Below are 18,626 nucleotides of genomic sequence, written 5' to 3'. Positions count from 1 at the left end.
CGCCACGATCTGGCACAACTGGACCACCAGCCAACCCGTCATGCGCTCGCTCACCGCGTACGACCACTGACCCCTTGGAATAGATCGTCTAGGTCTCGAGCCGGACAACACCATGGCTGGTGCCGAGAGATGGGCGGCCGAGATCGCGGGTCCGGCGTACGCAATCGACGACCAGACGGCCATCAAGGTGACCGACGGCACCGTCGAGGTCGTCTCCGAGGGGCACTGGAAGCGCTTCCCCGCGTAGCCGCGGGCCAACAGTGATCGGCGTGGCGAAGCGCCCCGCTCATGCCGCTGACCGCGCGACTTTGCCGAGACGGGTGCGTCGTACCGCTCGCCGCGGTCTCCGCCAATCTGCCGGGCCTGCTGTGGCCCCCGCAGTATCCTTCCTGAACGCTGGCCAGATGGCCCACGACGGGCTACTGACGGAACGGGCGGGTCATGGCTGCGAGGAGGGAATGCTCGCTGTCGTCACCGGCGAGCTGCCACGTGAACGCGCCCCGCAGCCCGTGGCTCGCCGCGAACGCCGCTCGCTCCTCGATGGAGTCGGCGTCCTCGTAGCTCACGAACGTCTGCGTACCAGGATGGTAGAGCCACGGTGTGCGGGCGACCGGATGGCGGTGACGCTGCCATGCCGGGTCGGGCAGCAGGTCACGGCTGATGTCGCGCCAGTTGCCGACATCGACGGTACCGACCTGGGGCTGGAACAGGCCGGCTTGCTCGCCGGGTGAGGCGACGCGGAATCCGCGGCCGTAGAACGGCACGCCGAGCACGAGCTTGTCCCGTGGTACGCCGTGCCGCTCGTAGTAGTCGACCGCACCTGTGACGTTGTTCCACTGCCGCAGGCCGGGTTCGAGCGGGTCGTCGGCGACTTCCGCCAGTGGCGCGTTGAATGTAGCGATCTGGGAGAAGCCCGTACCGAAGTCGTAGGTCATGAGGTTGACGAAGTCGAGGAGTTCGGCGAGTTCCGCGAGTTCGAAGCTGTCCGCCGGGTCATAAGGGCCGGCCGACTGCAGCCGTCCGGCCGGCAGGGCGGCGGTCAGCAGGCGGTCCGGACCGAGACGGTCACGCAGATCCTGGGCGAGCAGCGTGCAGTTGCGCCGGTCCTCGGGCCGTCGGGTGAGCTCGGCAGGGCCGCCCGATACCGGAAACTCCCAATCCAGATCCACGCCGTCGAAGCCGGCGGCGAGTTCCACGCATTCGGCCACCAGGTCGGCGCGTGTGCGCGGGGTCAGCGCGGCATCGGAGAACCCGCCGGCACCCCAGCCGCCGATCGAGATCACGATGCGCAGGTGCGGATGCGCCTGCCTGATCGCGGCGAGCTGCGCCGGCGCCGTGGAAGGAAGCGTCAGGCGGCCGTCCTCGATCGTGGCAAATGCGTAGAACAGGTGGGTCAACAGGTCGGCGGGAAGGTGCTCGATCGGGTACTCGTGGGTGTCTACTCCGGGAAAGTAGGCACCCAGAACCGTCTGCCCCATGATCATTCGCACACGGTAGCAGCCGCGGGTCAGAGCCGACTCGGTGAAACCGGCGCGATGGGCTGCAGGTTCGGCGGCCGGGATCTGGCTCGGGCCCGCGGCCGACGCATGGTCAACCCACGGGGTGGGAGCAGATCAGGGTCGCTCTCCGTTGCCGTTCGCGGTACGGGGCAGTTGTCGTGGCGCGAACGAGCGCGGTCGGGATAGCCTTGGGGCATATGGCTACCTATCGCAGCGCCTCAGTGCTTCTCTCCTCGGACGGCACCAGGACCCCCGGCACCGCCGCGCTCTTCGCCGAGCCCGCCCGCAAGGATGGGATCCCGCCGTGGGCAGGCGACTTCCGGCCGGCCAACAGCGCCGGCAATGGCCCCAAGAACGCGGTCGGGAAGACCTTCACGTTGGAGCTGCCCGACGGCAGCACCGGCAAGGTCGTGGTCCAGAGCCTCAAGAGCGGAAAGGGAGGCGTCGTGCTGGCGTTGATGGGCGAGGACGCACCCCCCTTCTGATCAGGAAGTTGATCGCCGCCGACGCCACCGGCTTGAGACGACCGGTATGCGGCCCCGTCGATGGCAATGCGCTCGGTTAGCTGCCGGGCGCATTGCCTTTCCCGTATTGGGCGTCCACGAAGGTCAGGTCTACTGATCTGCCGCTGGCCGAGGCTGGGCGCCTGCGCCCGGCGCGGGATCTCCGGGTAGATGCTGAACCTGCCCTGCCCCTCCGTGCCCCTGCCCCAGGGGCAGCCGCAGGCGGCTCGGCGAGTCCGGTTGAGCATATGCCCGGGGGAGCGCTGTGGGAGCTCGGGAGGCGTTGACCGTCGGCAGCGCCTGAGTCGTAGTCGAGGCCAACTGGCCAGCAGGCGGTCCACACGGCACCGGCCCATCCGCCAGGGAGCCGGTTCGCTGCACGGCGATGAAGTCGATGCCGGCCGCCTTGCGGATGACGCTGCGCCCACCATCGGCCCCGATCGGGTATGCCGCGCTCGGATCGGCTGTCCCTCGGCGAGCTTCTGACTTGTGCAGCTGCGCAAAGGCGTCCTTGTGTCGGTGGCGACACCGCGGCGAGGGTGAGCGGAACCCGTGCCGCAAGGAGTCGGCCGGGCGCTGGACCACCTTGCAGGAGCAACAGATGCGCAGACTCAAGGCACCACCCGCCCTCGCCATCCTGGCGACGGCCGCCCTCCTCGGAACCACCGCCCAGGCCGCGAACGCGGCGACCCCGTCGCCGACGGGCACGACGACGGCCACGGAGGCGTCCGTACCGGCCACCGTGGCGCCCGCTACGGACACCCCCGCGCTCGTGGACGACCTGGCCGACCCGGTCGACGCCACGATCGCGCCGGACAAGGCCGCCAAGGCCCACCTCGCGGGCCACAAGGAGCGCTACAAGATCGCCGACCCGGACGGCACGCTCACCACGGCGAGCGTCGACACGCAGGGCGCGCGGGAGACGGTCCGGCTGAACCAGAAGTACAAGGGCCTACCCGTGTTCGGCGCCCAGTACGTGGTGCGTATGGAGAAGAAGGCCGGCAAGCGCGCGGTGACCGGCACGTCGGGCAGCTACTTCACGGACCTCGACGTCGACACGACGGGCACCCCGATGCCCGCGGACGTGGCGATCTCCCGCGCGGTCGAGGACGTGGGCAAGAGCCTGCACCCCGGTGCGGCCGTCGTGGCCGGCGCCCCGCGGCGCGGCACGAAGACCGACGCGGCCCACGCCGACCTCAGCGGCACCGACCAGGGGCTCGTGGTCATGCCGACCGGCACCGGCGTGCTCGCGCGGCGCGTGCTCGTCAAGGGCAAGGACGCCGTCACGGGCCAGCCCGTGCTCCGCGACGTGTACGTGGGCGCGACGAACGGGGTGACGCTGCTCAGCGTCAGCCGGATCAAGTCGTTCGCCACCGCGCAGCAGGCCGCCGCCCTGGCCGCCGGTGGGACGGCCGTCGCGCCGCAGGCCGTGACGGAGCCGCCCTCGTCGGGCAACGGCACGACGCCGGTCGTCGGCGAGGGCAAGAGCCTGCACGGCGCCGCAGTGTCGGTCCCGCTCGTCCGGGTCGACGACGCCAGCCTCTACCTCATGATCGACCAGACCCACACCCTCGCGGACGGCCGGACGGTGCCGATCACCACCTGGGACGCTCGGGGCCGGGACTACTACGAGCTGCTCGACGGCCAGTTGCCCGAGGGCGTGGGGCCGTTCGCGTCGCCGTCGAGCACGCTCGGCGCCGACCTGACCGACGCCGGCGCCGTGGACGCGGCCTGGGACGCCGCGAAGGTGTTCGAGTGGTTCCAGACGGAGCTCGGGCGCAACAGCCTCGACGACGACGGCATGCCGATCAACTCGATCGTCGGCATCACGTACGGCGGCTACCCGTTCGTCAACGCCTACTGGGACGGCACCCGCATGGTGTACGGCAGCGGGGACGACGAGTACCTGCCGCTGGCCGCCGACCCGGACGTCGTGGGCCACGAGATGACGCACGGTGTGGTGGAGAACTCCGCCAGCCTCGTCTACGCCGGCCAGCCGGGCGCGCTCAACGAGGCGATCGCCGACTACTTCGGCAACGCCATCGACCTCGACGCGGCGGGCACGTCGATGTCCGACCCGGAGGCGAGCCTGATCGGCGGCGACCTCTGCCGCACCCTGGCTCCCGCCAAGTGCGCCCTGCGCAACCTCGACGACGGCGCCACCACGGCGGACTTCCAGCACCTCATGGACACCCCGCAGATGGACGACGGCGGCGTGCACCTCAACTCGACGATCGTGTCCGGGGCGCTGTGGGACCTGCGTCAGGCGTTCGGCGGTGCGGTCGCCGACAAGATCGTCTACCGCGCGCTCACCGACTACCTCACGCCCATGTCCGACTTCGTCGACGCACGCGACGCGGTGCTCGCCTCCGCCAGGTCCTTCGGCCTGAGCAACAAGGACTTCAAGGTGGTGCAGGCGGCGTTCGACTCGCGCGGGATCACCGCGAAGTGGAAGGCGAACCTGTACGGCAAGAACACCGACCTGCTGGTCGACCGGCTCAACACCGGGTTGTACATCGACACGAAGGCGAGCATGGCCGGCGGCTGGTTCACCGTGCCGCGGTCGGACGCGAACCACACCGAGCCGATCTCGATCTGGGTCGGCCGCACCGACGGCAAGGTCGCGCCGTACCGGATCTCCCCGAACGACGGGAACAATCACACCTTCCCGTACACCGATGGCAAGCGCGTCGTGTGGCTGTCGATCATGAACAACCCCGACTCGCCGACGTGGGAGACCAACCGCATCCTGTCGGCGCCCGTCGGCGGCGGCCAGGTCGAGGAGCTCTACAGCTCCCCGTACCGGATCGACGGCCTGGGCTTCGACGGCGACGTCGTCGCGTGGAGCCAGTACGACCCGGCGCAGGGGTACCTCGACGTCGTGCGCTACCTGCGGGGCAACTCGCGGACCGTGCACACCCTCGCGCACCCCGACTGGGTCGGGAACGCGACGGCACCGAGCGTCAAGAACGGGAAGATCTCCTACGTCCGGTACGAGGACTACGCGGAGCCCAACCCCGACGGCACCTGGTGGTCGCTGGGCGTCGAGGTGTACGACGTGGCGACGGGGAAGACGACCTTCGCCGGCGGTGACCCTGGCGCCGAGACGATGAGCTACCCGCAGCTGTCCGGCACCGGCGTCGCCTGGGTGACCAACCGCGACTACGGCCACTACGTCGACGGCGAGTGGAGCAAGGGGACGTTCAACGACTCCGTGCGGCTCTTCGACTTCGCCACGGGCACCAGTCACCTGCTCTTCGAGGAGAACTCCCCGCAGGCGATCCGTGCCGACGTCGTCACGCTGTCCGACACGACCCTCACGACCACCGAGGAGGCCCCCGCGGAGCTCTGGCTCGCGACCGGCGGTTACCCGGACAACTCGCTCAACCCGAAGCTCAAGCAGTACACGTTCGACGGGACCTACGTCGGCCCGGCGTCGTGCAGTCCGGGAGCGCAGATGTTCGCGACGGCGGGTGCGGGGCGCGAGGTGATCTTCATGGACTCGTCGGCGGGCGGTTTCGGCCTGGCGTACGCGACGGGAGCCAAGTCCTGCCAGTGAGCCCCTGCTAGAAAAGCGCGATGCACGACAGCGCGCCGGGATCTCCCACAAGGAGGTCCCGGCGCGCCGTCGTGTTCAGTCGAGGGTGGCGATCTCACACCTGCGCAACCGCACGTATTCCCCTCCGCCTTTCCTTGTGCTGGTGCGCGGGTGGCAGCGAAGGTGCAGTGCGAGCCGCGGGCGCGCCCACGAGTCGCGTCGTGCGCGGCTGTCGTCATCGGCAGACGGCCGAACGGAAGGACCTCGATCGAATTCCTCCAGCAACAGGGCTGCGTCCCCGCGGAGTTCGCACCGCCCCCTACGGCGCGGTAGAGGGCGTAACGGCCACCGCTGGTCACCAGAGGTTGTGACCCTGGAGACCATGCGGTGGCAGTGAGCCTTGACGTGGGGCCGCGGGATTCAACGAGCCTTCATCGCCCGGTGCCGCCTCCTGTCACCGACTCCTTCAGCCACCCCCGCTCCGCCGCCAGCAGCGCGATCTGGAACCGAGTCCGGGCGCCGAGCAGAGAACCCGCATCGCTGACATGTTTCTGCACGGTGCGGCGGCTCACCTTGAGCACGCGGGCGATCGCCTCGTCCTTCATCCCGGTCGCCATCATGTGCAGGATTTCCCATGTTCGCCGGTCCGGCCCCACGGTCGTCAGACTGCCCTTCGGGGCCGGCCCATCGTGTCGGCTCGCCAGCGACACCGGGTCGGCGCGCTCCCACACACTCTCGAACAGCGCCACCAGCGCCACCACCAGCGCGGGCGAGTGCACCACCATTGAACCCGCCGCCGGGCGGTCCCCGCGCACGGGCAGCAGAGCCGCCACCCGGTCGAACACCACCAACTTCACCGGCAGCCGTGCCGCCAGCCGCAGTTCCCCGCCCTGACCCGTCCCGCGCAGCGCCGTCTTGAGGGACACCGCGTCGGTAAAGCCCTCCGTCTCGTACACCGACCGCATCCGCACCCCGGGCGCCACCCCCGACTCCGCGACGGACGCCTGCGTGGCCGTCACATACGGCGGCTTGGCCAGATGCAGTACCTCGACCGAACTCCCCTTCAGCAGCTGACCGTAGCGCGCCGGCACCTCGTCCTCGCGCTCCAGCACCTCCACCAGATGCGCAGCGCGCGGGCCGGAAACCGCCTCATACACCTCGTGAAGCCGCTCCACGAGGCCCTCGACGCGGGCCAGTTCGGCCCGCCGCCGGGCCACCAGGGCGCTGAGCGATGACCGCGGGGGACCGGCCGCCCATCGCGGTGCCGTGGCGTCGATCTGCAGCACCAGCGCGGAGTCCGCAAGGTGCCGCAGTGCTCGTTCCGCCTCCGCCGGGGACACCCCGACCGCCGTCGCCACCTCGGTGACGTCCGCCGACGGCACGGCCACCAGGTGCTCCAACACTCGTCCGGCCAGTGGATCCAGACCGGTTACCGCCCACGGGCTGCCTGCAGTTCCGTCCATGCGTTCTGACAACTCCTGTGGTCCGAGCTTGTTCCGCTTCGGCGGACACCATCGGTGTGGTGGTCAGGCCGCCAGGGCGGCCTCGTAGTCGGCGGGACTGCGGTGGCCCAGGCTGCTGTGCGGCCGGTGCAAGTTGTACCAGCCGTAACGGCGACGAGGACGCCCGTACCTGCCGGTGTCCCGAAGGAGGAGAAACGACCGGGCGGCATTCGACTTCCGCGAAGTGCGCGTGCCGCTGGCGTCTACCACGGCGGCGTCGCAGCGGGTTGTCGTCGGGTTCAGCCGCTGCGACGCGCGTACGCCTCCTGGGGCAGGCGGTAGGCCAGGTTGGCAGCCGTCTCGGTCGCCTCGTCCTCGGTCAGCCGGTGTTCCACCACGAGGCGGGCCAGGTAGCCGGCGTCGATGCGCCGGGCGAGGTCGTGCCGGGCCGGGATGGACAGGAACGCCCGGGTGTCGTCGACGAAGCCGCTGGTGTTGTAGAAGCCGGCCGTCTCGGTCACCAGTTCGCGGAAGCGGCGCATCCCGTCGGGGCTGTCCAGGAACCACCACGGCGCGCCGAGGCGTACCGCGGGGTAGACCCCGGCGAGCGGGGCGAGCTCCCGTGAGTAGACGGTCTCGTCGACGGTGAAGAGGATGACCCGGAAGTTCGGATCGCGACCGAAGGCGGTGAGCAGCGGCCGGAGGGCTCGGGTGAACTCGGCCGCGATCGGGATGTCGAAACCCCGGTCGGAGCCGAAGGCGGCGTGGATGTCGGGGTCGTAGTCGCGGAGCACGCCCGGGTGGATCTGCATGACGAGCCCGTCGTCGCACGACATTCGGGCCATCTCGTAGAGCATGTGCCCGGTGAACGCCGAGGACGCCTCGGGGGTCACGGCGCCGTTGCGCGCGTCGGCGTAGATCCGCCGGGCCTCGGCCGGGCTCAGCGGCTCGGCGGCGGCGCTGACGTGCCCGTGGTCGGTGGCGCGGGCGCCCGCCGCCACGAATGCCGCGCGTCGCGCGAGCAGGGCGGCCAGATAGCCGTCGTAGTCGCCGGTGTCCATCCCGCTCAACTCCTGGAGCCGCTCGAGCTGGCCCGTCCAGCCGGGGTGGCCGACATGGGTCAGTGCGTCCGGCCGGAAGGTGGGCACGACGCGTTCACCCAGCCCCGCGTCGCGGAGCCGGGAGTGGTCGTGCAGGGGCGAGGTGGCGGAGTCCGTGGTGGCCATCAACTCGATGTTGAAGGCGTCGAGCAGGGTACGTGGCCGGAAGCCCGGCTCGGACAGTCGCGCGTCGATGAGGTCGTAGAGTTCGTCCGCGGTGTCGGGCCCGGGGGCGAGGTCGAGCTTGAGCACCTCGGTGATCTCGTGTTCCAGCCAGTAGCGGCTGGGCGTGCCCTGAAACAGGTGCCAGTGGGCGCAGAAGAGCCGCCAGATGGCGCGGGGGTCGGTCTCGACCGTTGTCCCGTCGAGGCGGGGGACGCCGAGTTGGTCGAGTGTGACGCCCTGCGAGACGAGCATTCGGGTCACGTAGTGGTCCGGCACGACCAGCAGGTGAGCCGGGTCGGAGAACCGCTCGTCGTCGGCGAGGACGGCGGCGTCCACGTGCCCGTGCATGCAGAGCAGCGGCAGCTCCCGCGTGGAGTGGTAGATGCGACGGGCGACGGCCCGGATGCCGTCGCCGGCCGGTAGGGCGCGGTCGGGGTGCAGACGCAGTTGTGCCACCAACGTCTCCTCTGCGGCTTCGATTGGAACTGGCCCTGCAAAGGATTGCATCGACCGGCTTGCGCCACAAGGCCGCGGTTTCACGAGCCCAGAGACATTCGTGCGGGAGAGTATTGACAGAGTTCTGCAATCGGTTTCAGACTTCCGACGTAACGGTTCCGCGACCGAGGAGGTGAACCGTTGCGCGCGACGATCCGTGAGGTGGCCCGCGAGGCCGGCGTCTCGCCGTCCACCGTGTCCCGGGCGCTGTCGATGCCCGGGCTGGTCAGCCCGGTTACCCGGGAACGGGTGCTGCGCGTGGCCCAGCGGTTGGGCTACGAACCCAACCGGGCCGCGCGAGGACTCATCACCGGGCGCACCGGCAACCTGGGGCTGATCGTGCCGGACCTGGCCAATCCGTTCTTCCCCACCGTGGTGAAGGGCGTGCAGGCCAGGGCCCGGGAGGCGGACTACGCCGTCCTCCTGGCCGACGCCGACGAGGACCCGACCGTCGAGAGCGAACTGGTCCGGGTCCTCGCCAAGCAGGTCGACGGGCTCATCCTCTGCTCGCCCCGCGCGCGTGAGGAGGACATCCGCACGCTCGCCGCGACCACCACCCTGGTCATGGTCAACCGGCGCTTCGGGCGGGTTCCGTCCGTCGTCTTCGACAACGCGGACGGCATGCGGCAGGCCGTCGCGCACCTGCAGGCGCTCGGTCACCGCCGGGTGGCCTGGGTGGGTGGGCCGCGTACCTCCTGGTCCAACCGCGACCGGATGCGGGGCCTGCGCGCCGCGACGGACGCGGCCGGCATGGAACTGCTCGTGGTCGGCCACTTCCCGCCCCAGTTCGAGGGCGGGGTCGCCGCGGCGGATCTCATCATCGCCTCCGGCGTCACCTCGGTCATCGCCTACAACGACCTCATGGCACTGGGCCTGCTGGGCCGGCTCCAGGCCCGTGGCGTGCACGTACCGCACGACATCAGCGTGGTCGGAATCGACGACATCCAGATGTCGTCGATGTCGTCACCCACGCTCACCACCGTCTCGCTCACCAAGGAGCAGGCCGGCCGTGCCGCCGTCGACCTGCTGCTGTCGCTCCTGGAGCGGCCCGACGACGCACGCAACGTGCGCCGAGAACTGACCACCCAGCTGCTGGTCCGCGGCTCGACCGGGGTCGCACCGACCGCCTGACATCCCGGCCGGCAGGCCGTCCCACCCACCACCACCGTGACTGACGACCGAAAGAGGGGATATTTCATGGGTATCACCCGGCGGAGCGCCCTCATCGCCGCAGCATCGTCCCTGCTGACCGTCACCGCCGCGTGCGGCGCCCCGGACAACAACTCGGGCGGGGCCGGCGGCGACAGCAACGGCGAGGTCCCCGACAAGCCGAAGAAGGCCGTGGCGCTGAACGTCCTCGACGTCGCGGGCAACCTGCAGCTGACCCAGGGGATGATCGACGAGTTCGTCAAGAAGAACCCGGACGTCATCTCCCGGGTCACCTACTCCAAGTCGCCCGCCCCAGAGCTGGCCGGCAAGATCAAGGCCCAGCAGAACGCCAACCGGGTGGACATCGGCCTGGTGCTCACCGGCGTGGACGGGCTCTCGGCCGGCATCGACCAGGGTCTCTGGCTCGACGTCCTGCCCAAGTTCCAGAGCCGGTTGACCGGCATGAACAACTACCTCGCGCCGGCCGCCGCGATGCAGAAGCTTGCCGGCAACGCGGGCGTGACGGTCACCTACTACCCGTCCGGCCCGCTGCTGGAATACCTGCCGGCGACCGTGTCCACCCCGCCGACCAGCGCGGAAGAACTCCTCGCCTACGCCAAGGCCCACCCCAAGAAGGTCCAGTACGCCCGACCGTCGAACTCCGGTCCCGGACGCACCTTCCTGATGGGGCTGCCCTACGTCCTCGGCGACAAGGACCCGAAGGACCCGGTGAACGGGTGGGACAAGACCTGGGCTTACCTGAAGGAGCTCAACCAGTACGTCGACTACTACCCGTCGGGCACGAGCGAGACGATGAAGAACCTGGCCAACGGGTCGGCGCACATCATCGCCTCAACCACCGGCTGGGACATCAACCCCCGCGTGCTCGGCACCGTGCCGAAGGAAGCCAAGGTCACCTCCCTGAAGGGCTTCCACTGGGTGACCGACGCGCATTACGCGGTGATCCCCAAGGGCGTGTCGAGCGACACCCAGGCCGCGGTGCTGGCCCTGCTGGCGTTCATGCTGACCCCGCAGCAGCAGGCCAAGGCCTACGACGACGGCTACTTCTACCCTGGCCCGGCCGTGCAGGGCGTCCAGCTGTCGGACGCGCCGCAGAAGAGCCAGGACGCCATCCGGGACTACGGCCGGCCGGAGTACGAGTCGCTCATCGCGAACAACCCGACCGAGGTGCCGCTGGACGCCAAGGCGCTGGTGGCGGCGTTCGACCGGTGGGACCGGGAGGTCGGCAGCGGAAAGGTCAAGCAGGGATGACCATCGGCACAAAAGCCTTCTCCCGACTCCGACTCGAGGGCGTGTCGCGTCGCTTCGGTGACCATGACGCGTTGCGCGACCTCGACCTGACGATCGAGGCGGGCGAGTTCGTCGCCCTCCTCGGTCCCTCGGGCTGCGGCAAATCCACCGCGTTGAACTGCCTCGCCGGGCTGCTGCCCCTGACCGGGGGCAGCATCTGGCAGGACGACCGGCGGATCGACACGCTGCCGCCCGAGCGCCGCGGCTTCGGGATGGTGTTCCAGAACTACGCACTGTTCCCGCACATGTCGGTCCGCGCAAACATCGCGTTCGGGCTGCGCATGCAGCGGCTGCCGAAGGACGAGATCCGCCGCCGCACCGAGGAGGCGGTCCGCCTGGTACGCCTCGAGGAGCACGCGGACAAGCTGCCTGGCCAGCTCTCCGGCGGGCAGCAGCAGCGGGTGGCCATCGCCCGCGCCGTGGTCCTGGAGCCGTCGCTCGTGCTGATGGACGAGCCGCTGAGCAACCTGGACGCCAAGCTGCGCCTCGAGATGCGTACCGAGATCCGCCGGCTGCACCAGTCGCTGGGGCTCACCACGGTCTACGTGACGCACGACCAGGAGGAGGCGCTCTCGCTCGCCGACCGCCTCGTCGTGCTGCGGGCCGGCCGGGTGCAGCAGATCGGGACCCCGCAGGAGCTGCACACCCGCCCCGCCAACTGGCACGTCGCCGACTTCATGGGCTACCGCAACCTCTGGACGATGCGGGTACGGGAGGCGGCCGACGCAACGGTAGCCGTCGAGCTGGACGGTGTCCGGCTCGTCGGCGACCCGGTCGGGCCGGCGGCGCCGGGCGACGAGGTGATGGTCGCGGTGCGCCCCGAAGACGTCCGGGTCGACCGGGCCGGCGCGACGACCAACGCGGTGCCGGCCGAGATCGAGGTCGTGGAGTACCAGGGGCGGGAACTGGCGGCCGAGGCGGCGACCGCCACCGGCCTCCGGGTCCACCTGCGTACCGACCAGCGGGTCGCGCCCGGTGACCGGGTGACGCTGAGCATCGACCCCCAGCGGCTGCTCGTCTTCCCCGCGGATCCGGCCGGCGCGACGGCGCCCGCCGAAGCGGCGGCGGCCGCGGTCGAGGAACCAGGGCTGGTCGGATGAGTGTCACGACCTCCACCCCCGTCGCGGAGTCCGCGGGGCCGCCGCAGCGCACGCGGGCCCACTGGCAGCACCGCCTCGCCGAACGCGGCGTCGACCGGCACCTGTGGCTGCTGACGCCGGCGCTGCTCTTCGTCGTGCTGCTGTTCCTCTACCCGTTCTTCTACGGGCTGGGCCTGTCGTTCCAGCCGGTGGAGGGCGGCCCGTTCAGCGACTATGCGCGCTTCTTCAACGACGCGTACCAACGCGGGACGATCTGGACCACGCTCGGCCTGTCGCTGCCCGCCGCACTGCTCAACGTGGCCGCCTCGGTGCCCATCGCCTACCGGATGCGGGGGCGGTTCCGCGGCAAGCGGCTGGTCACGATCCTGCTGGTCGTGCCCATCACCCTCGGCACCGTGCTCACCGCACAGGGTCTGCTGAACTTCCTCGGCCCGACCGGGTGGTTCAACCGGGCGCTGACCGCGGTGCACCTCACCGACGAACCGGTTCGGCTCGTCCACAACTACTGGGGCGTCTTCTTCTCCCTGGTCATCACCGGGTTCCCGTTCGCGTTCCTGCTCGTCCTGTCGTACCTCTCCGGCATCGACCCGACGCTCGAGCGCGCCGCGGCGACCCTCGGCGCCGGCTGGTGGCAGCGGTTCCGGATGATCACCCTGCCGCTGCTGATGCCCGGGCTGGCCACCACGTTCTGCCTGACGTTCGTGCTCGCGTTCAGCGTGTTCCCGTCGGCGGTCCTGGTCGGCAACCCGGCGGGGGAGACCCGGGTCATCTCCATCGCCGCCTACCAGGCGGCCTACGAGCAGTACGACTACCCCTACGCGTCGGCGATCGCGATGGTCATGGGACTCATCGAGCTGGTGGTCATCTCGGTGGTGCTGTTCGCCCGCACCCGCTTCTACACCGGATCCACGGGAGGTAAGGGCTGATGGTCACCACCACCGCGGCAACCGCGGCCCCCGACGTGCGGCCCCGGCGGCGGATCGTCGCCCGTCCCGCCGCCTGGCTGGTCTGGGGCGCGGTCATCTTCTTCTTCCTCAACCTGCTGGGGATCGTCGGGTCCGTGCTGGTCAGCTCGTTCGGCCAGCGCTGGTTCAACACCTGGCTGCCGGACGGCTACACCACCAAGTGGTACGGCGAGGCGTGGACCGAGTTCGCGCTGTTCCAGGTGATCAAGGTGACCCTGGAGGTGTCCCTGCTCGTCGTGGGGCTGTCGCTGGTGATCGGCGTCCCGGCGGCGTACGTGCTGGCGCGCCGTGACTTCCCCGGGAAGCGGGCCATCTACCTGGTCTTCCTGCTCCCGATCCTGATGCCGCCGATCACCTACGGCATCCCGCTGGCGACCGTGCTCTACAAGTTCGGGTTCGCCGGCCACCTCTCCGGCGTCGTGCTGGCGAACCTCGTCCCGTCGGTGCCGTTCGTGATTCTGACGATGACGCCGTTTATCGAGCAGATCGACCCGCGGATCGAGAGTGCGGCCCGGATGTGCGGGGCCGGCATGTGGTCGGTCTTCCGGCACGTGCTGGCGCCCCTGCTGCTGCCCGGGATGCTGGCGTCGGCGATCCTCGTCCTGGTCCGGACCGTCGGCATGTTCGAGCTCACCTTCCTCACCGCCGGCCCGGACTCGCAGACCCTCGTCGTCGCGCTCTACTACTCGATGTCCGCGGCCGGCATCCGGGCGCAGCAGTCGGTGGACGCGATGGCGGTCATGTACACCGCGATGATGCTGGTGCTGCTCGTGATCGCCCTCCGGTACGTCAACCCGACCCAGCTCGTCGCCCGGGTCAAGGAGGAGCCGGAACCGTGAGGATCACCGACGCCCGGGTCATCGTGACCTGCCCGGGACGCAACTTCGTCACGCTGAAGATCGTCACCGACGAGGGGATCACCGGCGTCGGTGACGCCACCCTCAACGGTCGGGAACTGGCTGTCGCGTCGTACCTGCGCGACCACGTCGTGCCGCTGCTGATCGGCCGTGATCCGGCGCGGATCGAGGACACCTGGCAGTACCTGTACCAGGGCGCGTACTGGCGGCGCGGCCCGGTGACGATGAGCGCGATCGCAGCGGTGGACACCGCGCTGTGGGACATCAAGGGCAAGGTGGCCGGCCTGCCGGTATACCAGCTGCTCGGCGGGCGGTCCCGCGACGGTGTGACGGTGTACGGGCACGCCAACGGCGAAACCGTGGAAGACGTCGTCGTCGAGGTGGCCCGTTTCGCCGACCTCGGCTACCGCGCGGTGCGGGTGCAGTGCGGGGTGCCCGGCCTGGCCAAGACCTACGGCGTCAGCCGCGACAAGCTCTTCTACGAGCCGGCCGATGCGGCGCTGCCCAGTGAGGCCACCTGGTCGACCGAGCGGTACCTGGCGCACGTGCCCACCGTCTTCGCCCGGGTCCGCGACGAGTTCGGACCTGACCTGCGGCTGCTGCACGACGTGCACCACCGTCTGACTCCGATCGAGGCGGCGCGACTCGGCCGCAGCCTGGAGCCGTACGCGCTGACCTGGATGGAGGACCCGGTCCCCGCCGACTTCCAGGAGGGTTTCCGGCTCATCCGCCAGCACACCACCACCCCGGTCGCGGTGGGGGAGGTGTTCAACACCGTCTGGGATGCCGCCCAGCTGATCCGTGAGCAGTTGATCGACTACATCCGCACCACGGTGGTGCACGCGGGCGGCCTCACCCACCTGCGGCGCATCTTCGACTTCGCGGCCCTGCACCACGTGCGCAGCGGCTCGCACGGGGCGACCGATCTGTCCCCCGTGTGCATGGCCGCGGCCCTGCACCTCGACATCGCGATCCCCAACTTCGGGCTGCAGGAGTACATGCGGCACACGGAGCAGACCGACGAGGTCTTCCCGCACGGCTACCACTTCGACGACGGCTACCTGCACCCGGCGGAGGTGCCCGGCCTCGGCGTGGACATCGACGAGGAGGCGGCCGCCCGGTATCCGTACTCGCCCGCGTACCTGCCGGTCAACCGGCTGGAGGACGGCACGGTGCACCCGTGGTGAGGGTGCGAAGCGAGGAATCGGCATGAGTCTGGTTGTCCTGTACGAGAGCGACGACGTCGCGGTGGCCACGACGCCCATGAACGCGGGGGAGCCGCTGGCGCTGCCGGGGGTGACGGCCACGGCCCTGTGCGACGACGTGTCCGCCGGGCACAAGGTCGCCCTGCGTGACCTCGCCGCCGGCTCGCCGTTACGCAAGTACGGCCAGGTGATCGGGCGGGCGCTGGTGGACATCCGCGCGGGCGAGCACGTGCACGTGCACAACCTCGGGATGCCGGAGGATGCGGCCGCCCGCCTGGCCGATGGGGAAGGCAGGCCGGTCCCGCAGCTCCCCGCCGACCTGCGGCGCACGTTCCAGGGCTACCGCCGCCCGGACGGTCGGGTCGCCACCCGCAACTACGTGGGCGTCCTGACCACCGTCAACTGCTCCGCCACCGTCGCCCGGAAGATCGCCCGGGTCACCGAGGACGACGCGGAAGGACTGGACGGGGTCGACGGCGTCGTCGCGCTGACCCACGGCACCGGGTGCGGCATGGCCGCCGAGGGCGAAGGGTGGGATCTGCTGCGCCGTACCCTCGCCGGTTACGCCCGCAACCCGAACATCGGGGGCCTGGTCGTGGTGGGGCTCGGCTGCGAGGTGAACGCGGTGGCCGGGCTCATGGCCGACCTCGGCGTGGCCGAGCACGTGCCGGTGTCGTCGTACACCATCCAGGAGCTGGGTGGCACCTCCGCCGCGGTGGCCCGCGGCGTCGAGCTGGTCCGGGGCATGATGCGGGACCTCGCCGGCGCGACGCGCACCGAGGTGGGGGTCGAGGAACTCGTGCTGGGCCTGCAGTGCGGCGGGTCCGACGGCTGGTCCGGGCTGACCGCTAATCCCGCCCTCGGCGTGGCCTCGGACCTCCTGGTCGCGGCCGGCGCGACGTCCGTGCTCGGCGAGACGCCGGAGATCTACGGCGCCGAGCACCTGCTGGCCGCACGGGCGACGAGCCCGGAGACGGCCGAGGCGCTGCTCGAGCGGATCCGGTGGTGGGAGGAGTACACCGGGCGGCAGGGCACCACGATGGACGCCAACCCGTCGCCGGGCAACAAGGCCGGTGGCATCACCACCATCCTGGAGAAGTCGCTGGGCGCGGTGGCGAAGGCCGGGCGCAGCCCACTCGCCGCGGTCTGCCGGTACGCGGAGCCGATCCCGCGGCCCGGGCTGGTCTTCATGGACACCCCCGGCTACGACCCCGTCTCGGTGACCGGGATGGTCGCCGGCGGGGCGAACCTCATCTGCTTCACCACCGGGCGCGGCTCGGTCTTCGGCAGCCGCCCGGTCCCGACCGTCAAGCTCGGCACGAACGCCGAACTGGCCAGCCGGATGGCCGACGACATCGACCTGGACTGCTCACCGGTCGTCGAGCAGGGCATCTCCGTCGAGGAAATGGGCCGGCGGGTCTACGACCTGCTGCTGGACGTGGCGTCGGGCCGTCGCAGCGCGAGCGAGGAGTTGGGCCTCGGCGGCGAGGAGATCGTCCCGTGGCAGTTGGGAGCCGTGCTGTGAGCGACGCCGCGCCCCGGCTGCGCCTCGACACGCTGGACCGGCTCGGACGGGGCGGGGCGTTCACCCCACCAGCGGTGGACCCGCGCGCGCTGCGGGTCGGCATCGTGCACCTCGGGATCGGAGCCTTCCACCGCGCGCACCAGGCCGTCTTCACCGAGCTCGCCGCGGCGGCGGCCGGCCGCGACGACTGGGGCATCGCCGGGGTCACCCAGCGCTCGGCGTCCGTACGCGACCAGCTGACGCCGCAGGACGGCCTCTACTCGGTGCTCGAGCGTGGCTCCGGCGCCGCCGCGCTACGCGTCGTCGGCAGCGTCCGCGAGGTGCTGCACGGGGCGGGCGACCCGGCGGCGGTCGTCGACCGGATCGCTGATCCCGCCGTACACCTCGTCACGCTCACCGTGACCGAGAAGGGCTATCGCCGCGACGGCACCGGCCGGCTGGACCGGTCGGATCCGGAGGTGGCCGCCGACCTCACGGGACGGCCGCCGCGGACCGTCGTCGGGCAGCTCGTCCGTGGGCTGCAGCGCCGGGCTGCCGGGGCCGCCGGGCCGGTCACCGTGCTCTCCTGCGACAACCTGGTCGGCAACGGCGAGGTCCTGCGCGGGCTGGTGCACGACTTCCTGGACGCGCTGCCGGCGGCCGAGGCGAGCCCGCTCGCCGACTGGATCGCCGCGTCGGTGCGCTTCCCGTCCTGCATGGTCGACCGCATCGTGCCGGCCACCACCGACGACGACCGCGCCGAGGTCCGAGCGGCGCTCGGGCTGGAGGACCGGGGCGTCGTGGTGGCCGAGCCGTTCCGCCAGTGGGTGATCGAGGACGACTTCGCCGCCGACCGGCCCGCCTGGGACCGCGCCGGCGCGGTGCTCACCGACGACGTCGCCGCGTGGGAGTCGGTCAAGCTGCGCATGCTCAACGCCACCCACTCGCTGCTCGCGTACCTGGGCGCCCTGCGCGGCCACGACACGATCGCGGCCGCGCTCGCCGACGACGAGCTCGCCGTCGCCGCCGAGGCACTGATGGTCGAGGACGTGGCACCGACCCTGCGCGTGCCGGACGGCCTGGACCTGGCCGACTACCGGCGGCAGGTGCTGGAGCGGTTCGCCAACCCGGCATTGCGGCACCGGACGGTCCAGGTGGCCATGGACGGGTCGCAGAAGCTGCCGGTCCGGCTGCTCGGCACCGTCCGGGACCGCCTGGCCGCCGGGGCCGTGCCGCGGCAGGCGGCGCTCGCGGTCGCGGCCTGGATGGCGTACGTGGCGCAGGGGCGGGACGTGCGCGGCCGGGAGTTGCCCCTCGACGACCCGCTGGCGGACCGGCTACTGGCCGCCCGCGCCGCCGGCGCGGGCAACCCGGGGCGGCTGGTCGACTCGCTGCTCCGCGTCGAGGAGATCTTCGGCGCGGACCTTCCCGAGCACGACGGCTTCCGAGCGGCGCTGACCGAACACGTCGGGCGGCTCACCGTGAACCGGTGAGCCCCGGTTCGGCCAGCGGTGGCGCTACCGAGGTGCGGGCCAGCGCTCCGCCCTTCAGGGCGGGGGTGAAGGCCCGCGCGGTGAGGGCCGCCAAGGCCCGAGCCGTGCCGTTGACCTGACCTATGTAGACGGTGATAAGGTGCCCATGTGCGGGGCGAAGGGTAGTTCCGGAAGCTCCGAAGCGTCACGACCGACACAGCGTGGCATTGTCGCCGCAGGGCTTGCGGAGACGGTAAACGCCTGTGGAGCGGACGTAAGGCCAGGACTTGTCCCGGCTGGCCGCGGTGAAGCAGGAACCCG

General features: G+C 70.8%; 13 protein-coding genes and 1 pseudogene. 11 read left to right on the top strand and 3 right to left on the bottom strand.

Annotated features, from left to right (window positions below; all coding sequences use genetic code 11):
* Positions 1–88: 88 nt before the first annotated feature.
* A pseudogene (locus AB0F68_RS29705) lies at positions 89–247 on the top strand (peptidase E); the annotation flags it as partial.
* Between the two features lie 172 nt (positions 248–419).
* Here AB0F68_RS29705 and AB0F68_RS29700 read toward each other — a convergent pair.
* Complete coding sequence (locus AB0F68_RS29700; protein ID WP_357344196.1) at positions 420–1,484, bottom strand: glycosyl hydrolase family 18 protein; 1,065 nt, start codon at positions 1,482–1,484, stop codon at positions 420–422.
* A 212-nt stretch (positions 1,485–1,696) separates the two neighbouring features.
* Between AB0F68_RS29700 and AB0F68_RS29695 the strand changes: the two genes are divergently transcribed.
* Positions 1,697–1,984, top strand: coding sequence for a hypothetical protein (locus AB0F68_RS29695; protein WP_357344194.1), 288 nt, complete (start codon positions 1,697–1,699; stop codon positions 1,982–1,984).
* Between the two features lie 619 nt (positions 1,985–2,603).
* Positions 2,604–5,561, top strand: coding sequence for a M4 family metallopeptidase (locus tag AB0F68_RS29690; RefSeq protein WP_357344192.1), 2,958 nt, complete (start codon positions 2,604–2,606; stop codon positions 5,559–5,561).
* Positions 5,562–5,971: 410 nt separating this feature from the next.
* On the opposite strand, the gene AB0F68_RS29685 is transcribed toward AB0F68_RS29690, so the two are convergent.
* Complete coding sequence (locus AB0F68_RS29685) at positions 5,972–6,943, bottom strand: helix-turn-helix domain-containing protein (protein ID WP_357344190.1); 972 nt, start codon at positions 6,941–6,943, stop codon at positions 5,972–5,974.
* A gap of 338 nt (positions 6,944–7,281) precedes the next feature.
* Entirely contained in the window at positions 7,282–8,703 is a 1,422-nt protein-coding gene (gene uxaC, locus AB0F68_RS29680) for a glucuronate isomerase (RefSeq protein WP_357344189.1), read from the bottom strand.
* Positions 8,704–8,883: 180 nt separating this feature from the next.
* Here uxaC and AB0F68_RS29675 point away from each other — a divergent pair, with 180 nt between their 5' ends.
* The 8 genes from AB0F68_RS29675 to AB0F68_RS29640 all read left to right on the top strand — a co-directional run bounded on the left by AB0F68_RS29675 (position 8,884) and on the right by AB0F68_RS29640 (position 18,326).
* The gene (locus AB0F68_RS29675) at positions 8,884–9,873 is read left to right on the top strand and encodes a LacI family DNA-binding transcriptional regulator (protein WP_357344186.1); all 990 of its coding nucleotides are present in this window, start codon (positions 8,884–8,886) and stop codon (positions 9,871–9,873) included.
* 66 nt (positions 9,874–9,939) lie between these two features.
* Entirely contained in the window at positions 9,940–11,163 is a 1,224-nt protein-coding gene (locus tag AB0F68_RS29670) for an extracellular solute-binding protein (RefSeq protein ID WP_357344184.1), read from the top strand.
* A 41-nt stretch (positions 11,164–11,204) separates the two neighbouring features.
* Complete coding sequence (locus tag AB0F68_RS29665) at positions 11,205–12,302, top strand: ABC transporter ATP-binding protein (protein WP_357344182.1); 1,098 nt, start codon at positions 11,205–11,207, stop codon at positions 12,300–12,302.
* A complete protein-coding gene (locus tag AB0F68_RS29660; RefSeq protein WP_357344180.1) occupies positions 12,299–13,228 on the top strand; it encodes an ABC transporter permease in 930 nt (309 codons plus the stop codon). The genes AB0F68_RS29665 and AB0F68_RS29660 overlap by 4 nt, the downstream gene beginning before the upstream one ends.
* Complete coding sequence (locus tag AB0F68_RS29655; RefSeq protein ID WP_357344178.1) at positions 13,228–14,106, top strand: ABC transporter permease; 879 nt, start codon at positions 13,228–13,230, stop codon at positions 14,104–14,106. The genes AB0F68_RS29660 and AB0F68_RS29655 overlap by 1 nt, the downstream gene beginning before the upstream one ends.
* Positions 14,103–15,311 (top strand): D-mannonate dehydratase ManD, encoded by a 1,209-nt coding sequence (gene manD, locus AB0F68_RS29650; protein WP_357344176.1) that lies wholly within the window; start codon positions 14,103–14,105, stop codon positions 15,309–15,311. Before AB0F68_RS29655 ends, manD begins: the two co-directional genes overlap by 4 nt.
* Positions 15,312–15,333: 22 nt before the next feature.
* A complete protein-coding gene (locus AB0F68_RS29645; protein ID WP_357344174.1) occupies positions 15,334–16,854 on the top strand; it encodes an altronate dehydratase family protein in 1,521 nt (506 codons plus the stop codon).
* Positions 16,851–18,326: a mannitol dehydrogenase family protein gene (locus AB0F68_RS29640; RefSeq protein WP_357344173.1), complete on the top strand. Its 1,476-nt coding sequence runs from the start codon at positions 16,851–16,853 to the stop codon at positions 18,324–18,326. Before AB0F68_RS29645 ends, AB0F68_RS29640 begins: the two co-directional genes overlap by 4 nt.
* Positions 18,327–18,626: the final 300 nt, after the last annotated feature.

The sequence above is a fragment of the Micromonospora sp. NPDC023966 genome (assembly GCF_040639095.1).
Classification (GTDB): Bacteria; Actinomycetota; Actinomycetes; order Mycobacteriales; family Micromonosporaceae; genus Micromonospora.
Note: the sequence above shows the minus strand (reverse complement) of the source record. Positions and strands in the feature narration are given on the sequence as shown.

Coding starts and splice junctions, on each gene's coding strand:
- AB0F68_RS29645 (WP_357344174.1), top strand. CDS start 15,334: ATGAGTCTGGTTGTCCTGTACGAGAGCGACGACGTCGCGGTGGCCACG.
- AB0F68_RS29700 (WP_357344196.1), bottom strand. CDS start 1,484: ATGATCATGGGGCAGACGGTTCTGGGTGCCTACTTTCCCGGAGTAGAC.
- AB0F68_RS29695 (WP_357344194.1), top strand. CDS start 1,697: ATGGCTACCTATCGCAGCGCCTCAGTGCTTCTCTCCTCGGACGGCACC.
- AB0F68_RS29660 (WP_357344180.1), top strand. CDS start 12,299: ATGAGTGTCACGACCTCCACCCCCGTCGCGGAGTCCGCGGGGCCGCCG.
- AB0F68_RS29690 (WP_357344192.1), top strand. CDS start 2,604: ATGCGCAGACTCAAGGCACCACCCGCCCTCGCCATCCTGGCGACGGCC.
- AB0F68_RS29670 (WP_357344184.1), top strand. CDS start 9,940: ATGGGTATCACCCGGCGGAGCGCCCTCATCGCCGCAGCATCGTCCCTG.
- AB0F68_RS29655 (WP_357344178.1), top strand. CDS start 13,228: ATGGTCACCACCACCGCGGCAACCGCGGCCCCCGACGTGCGGCCCCGG.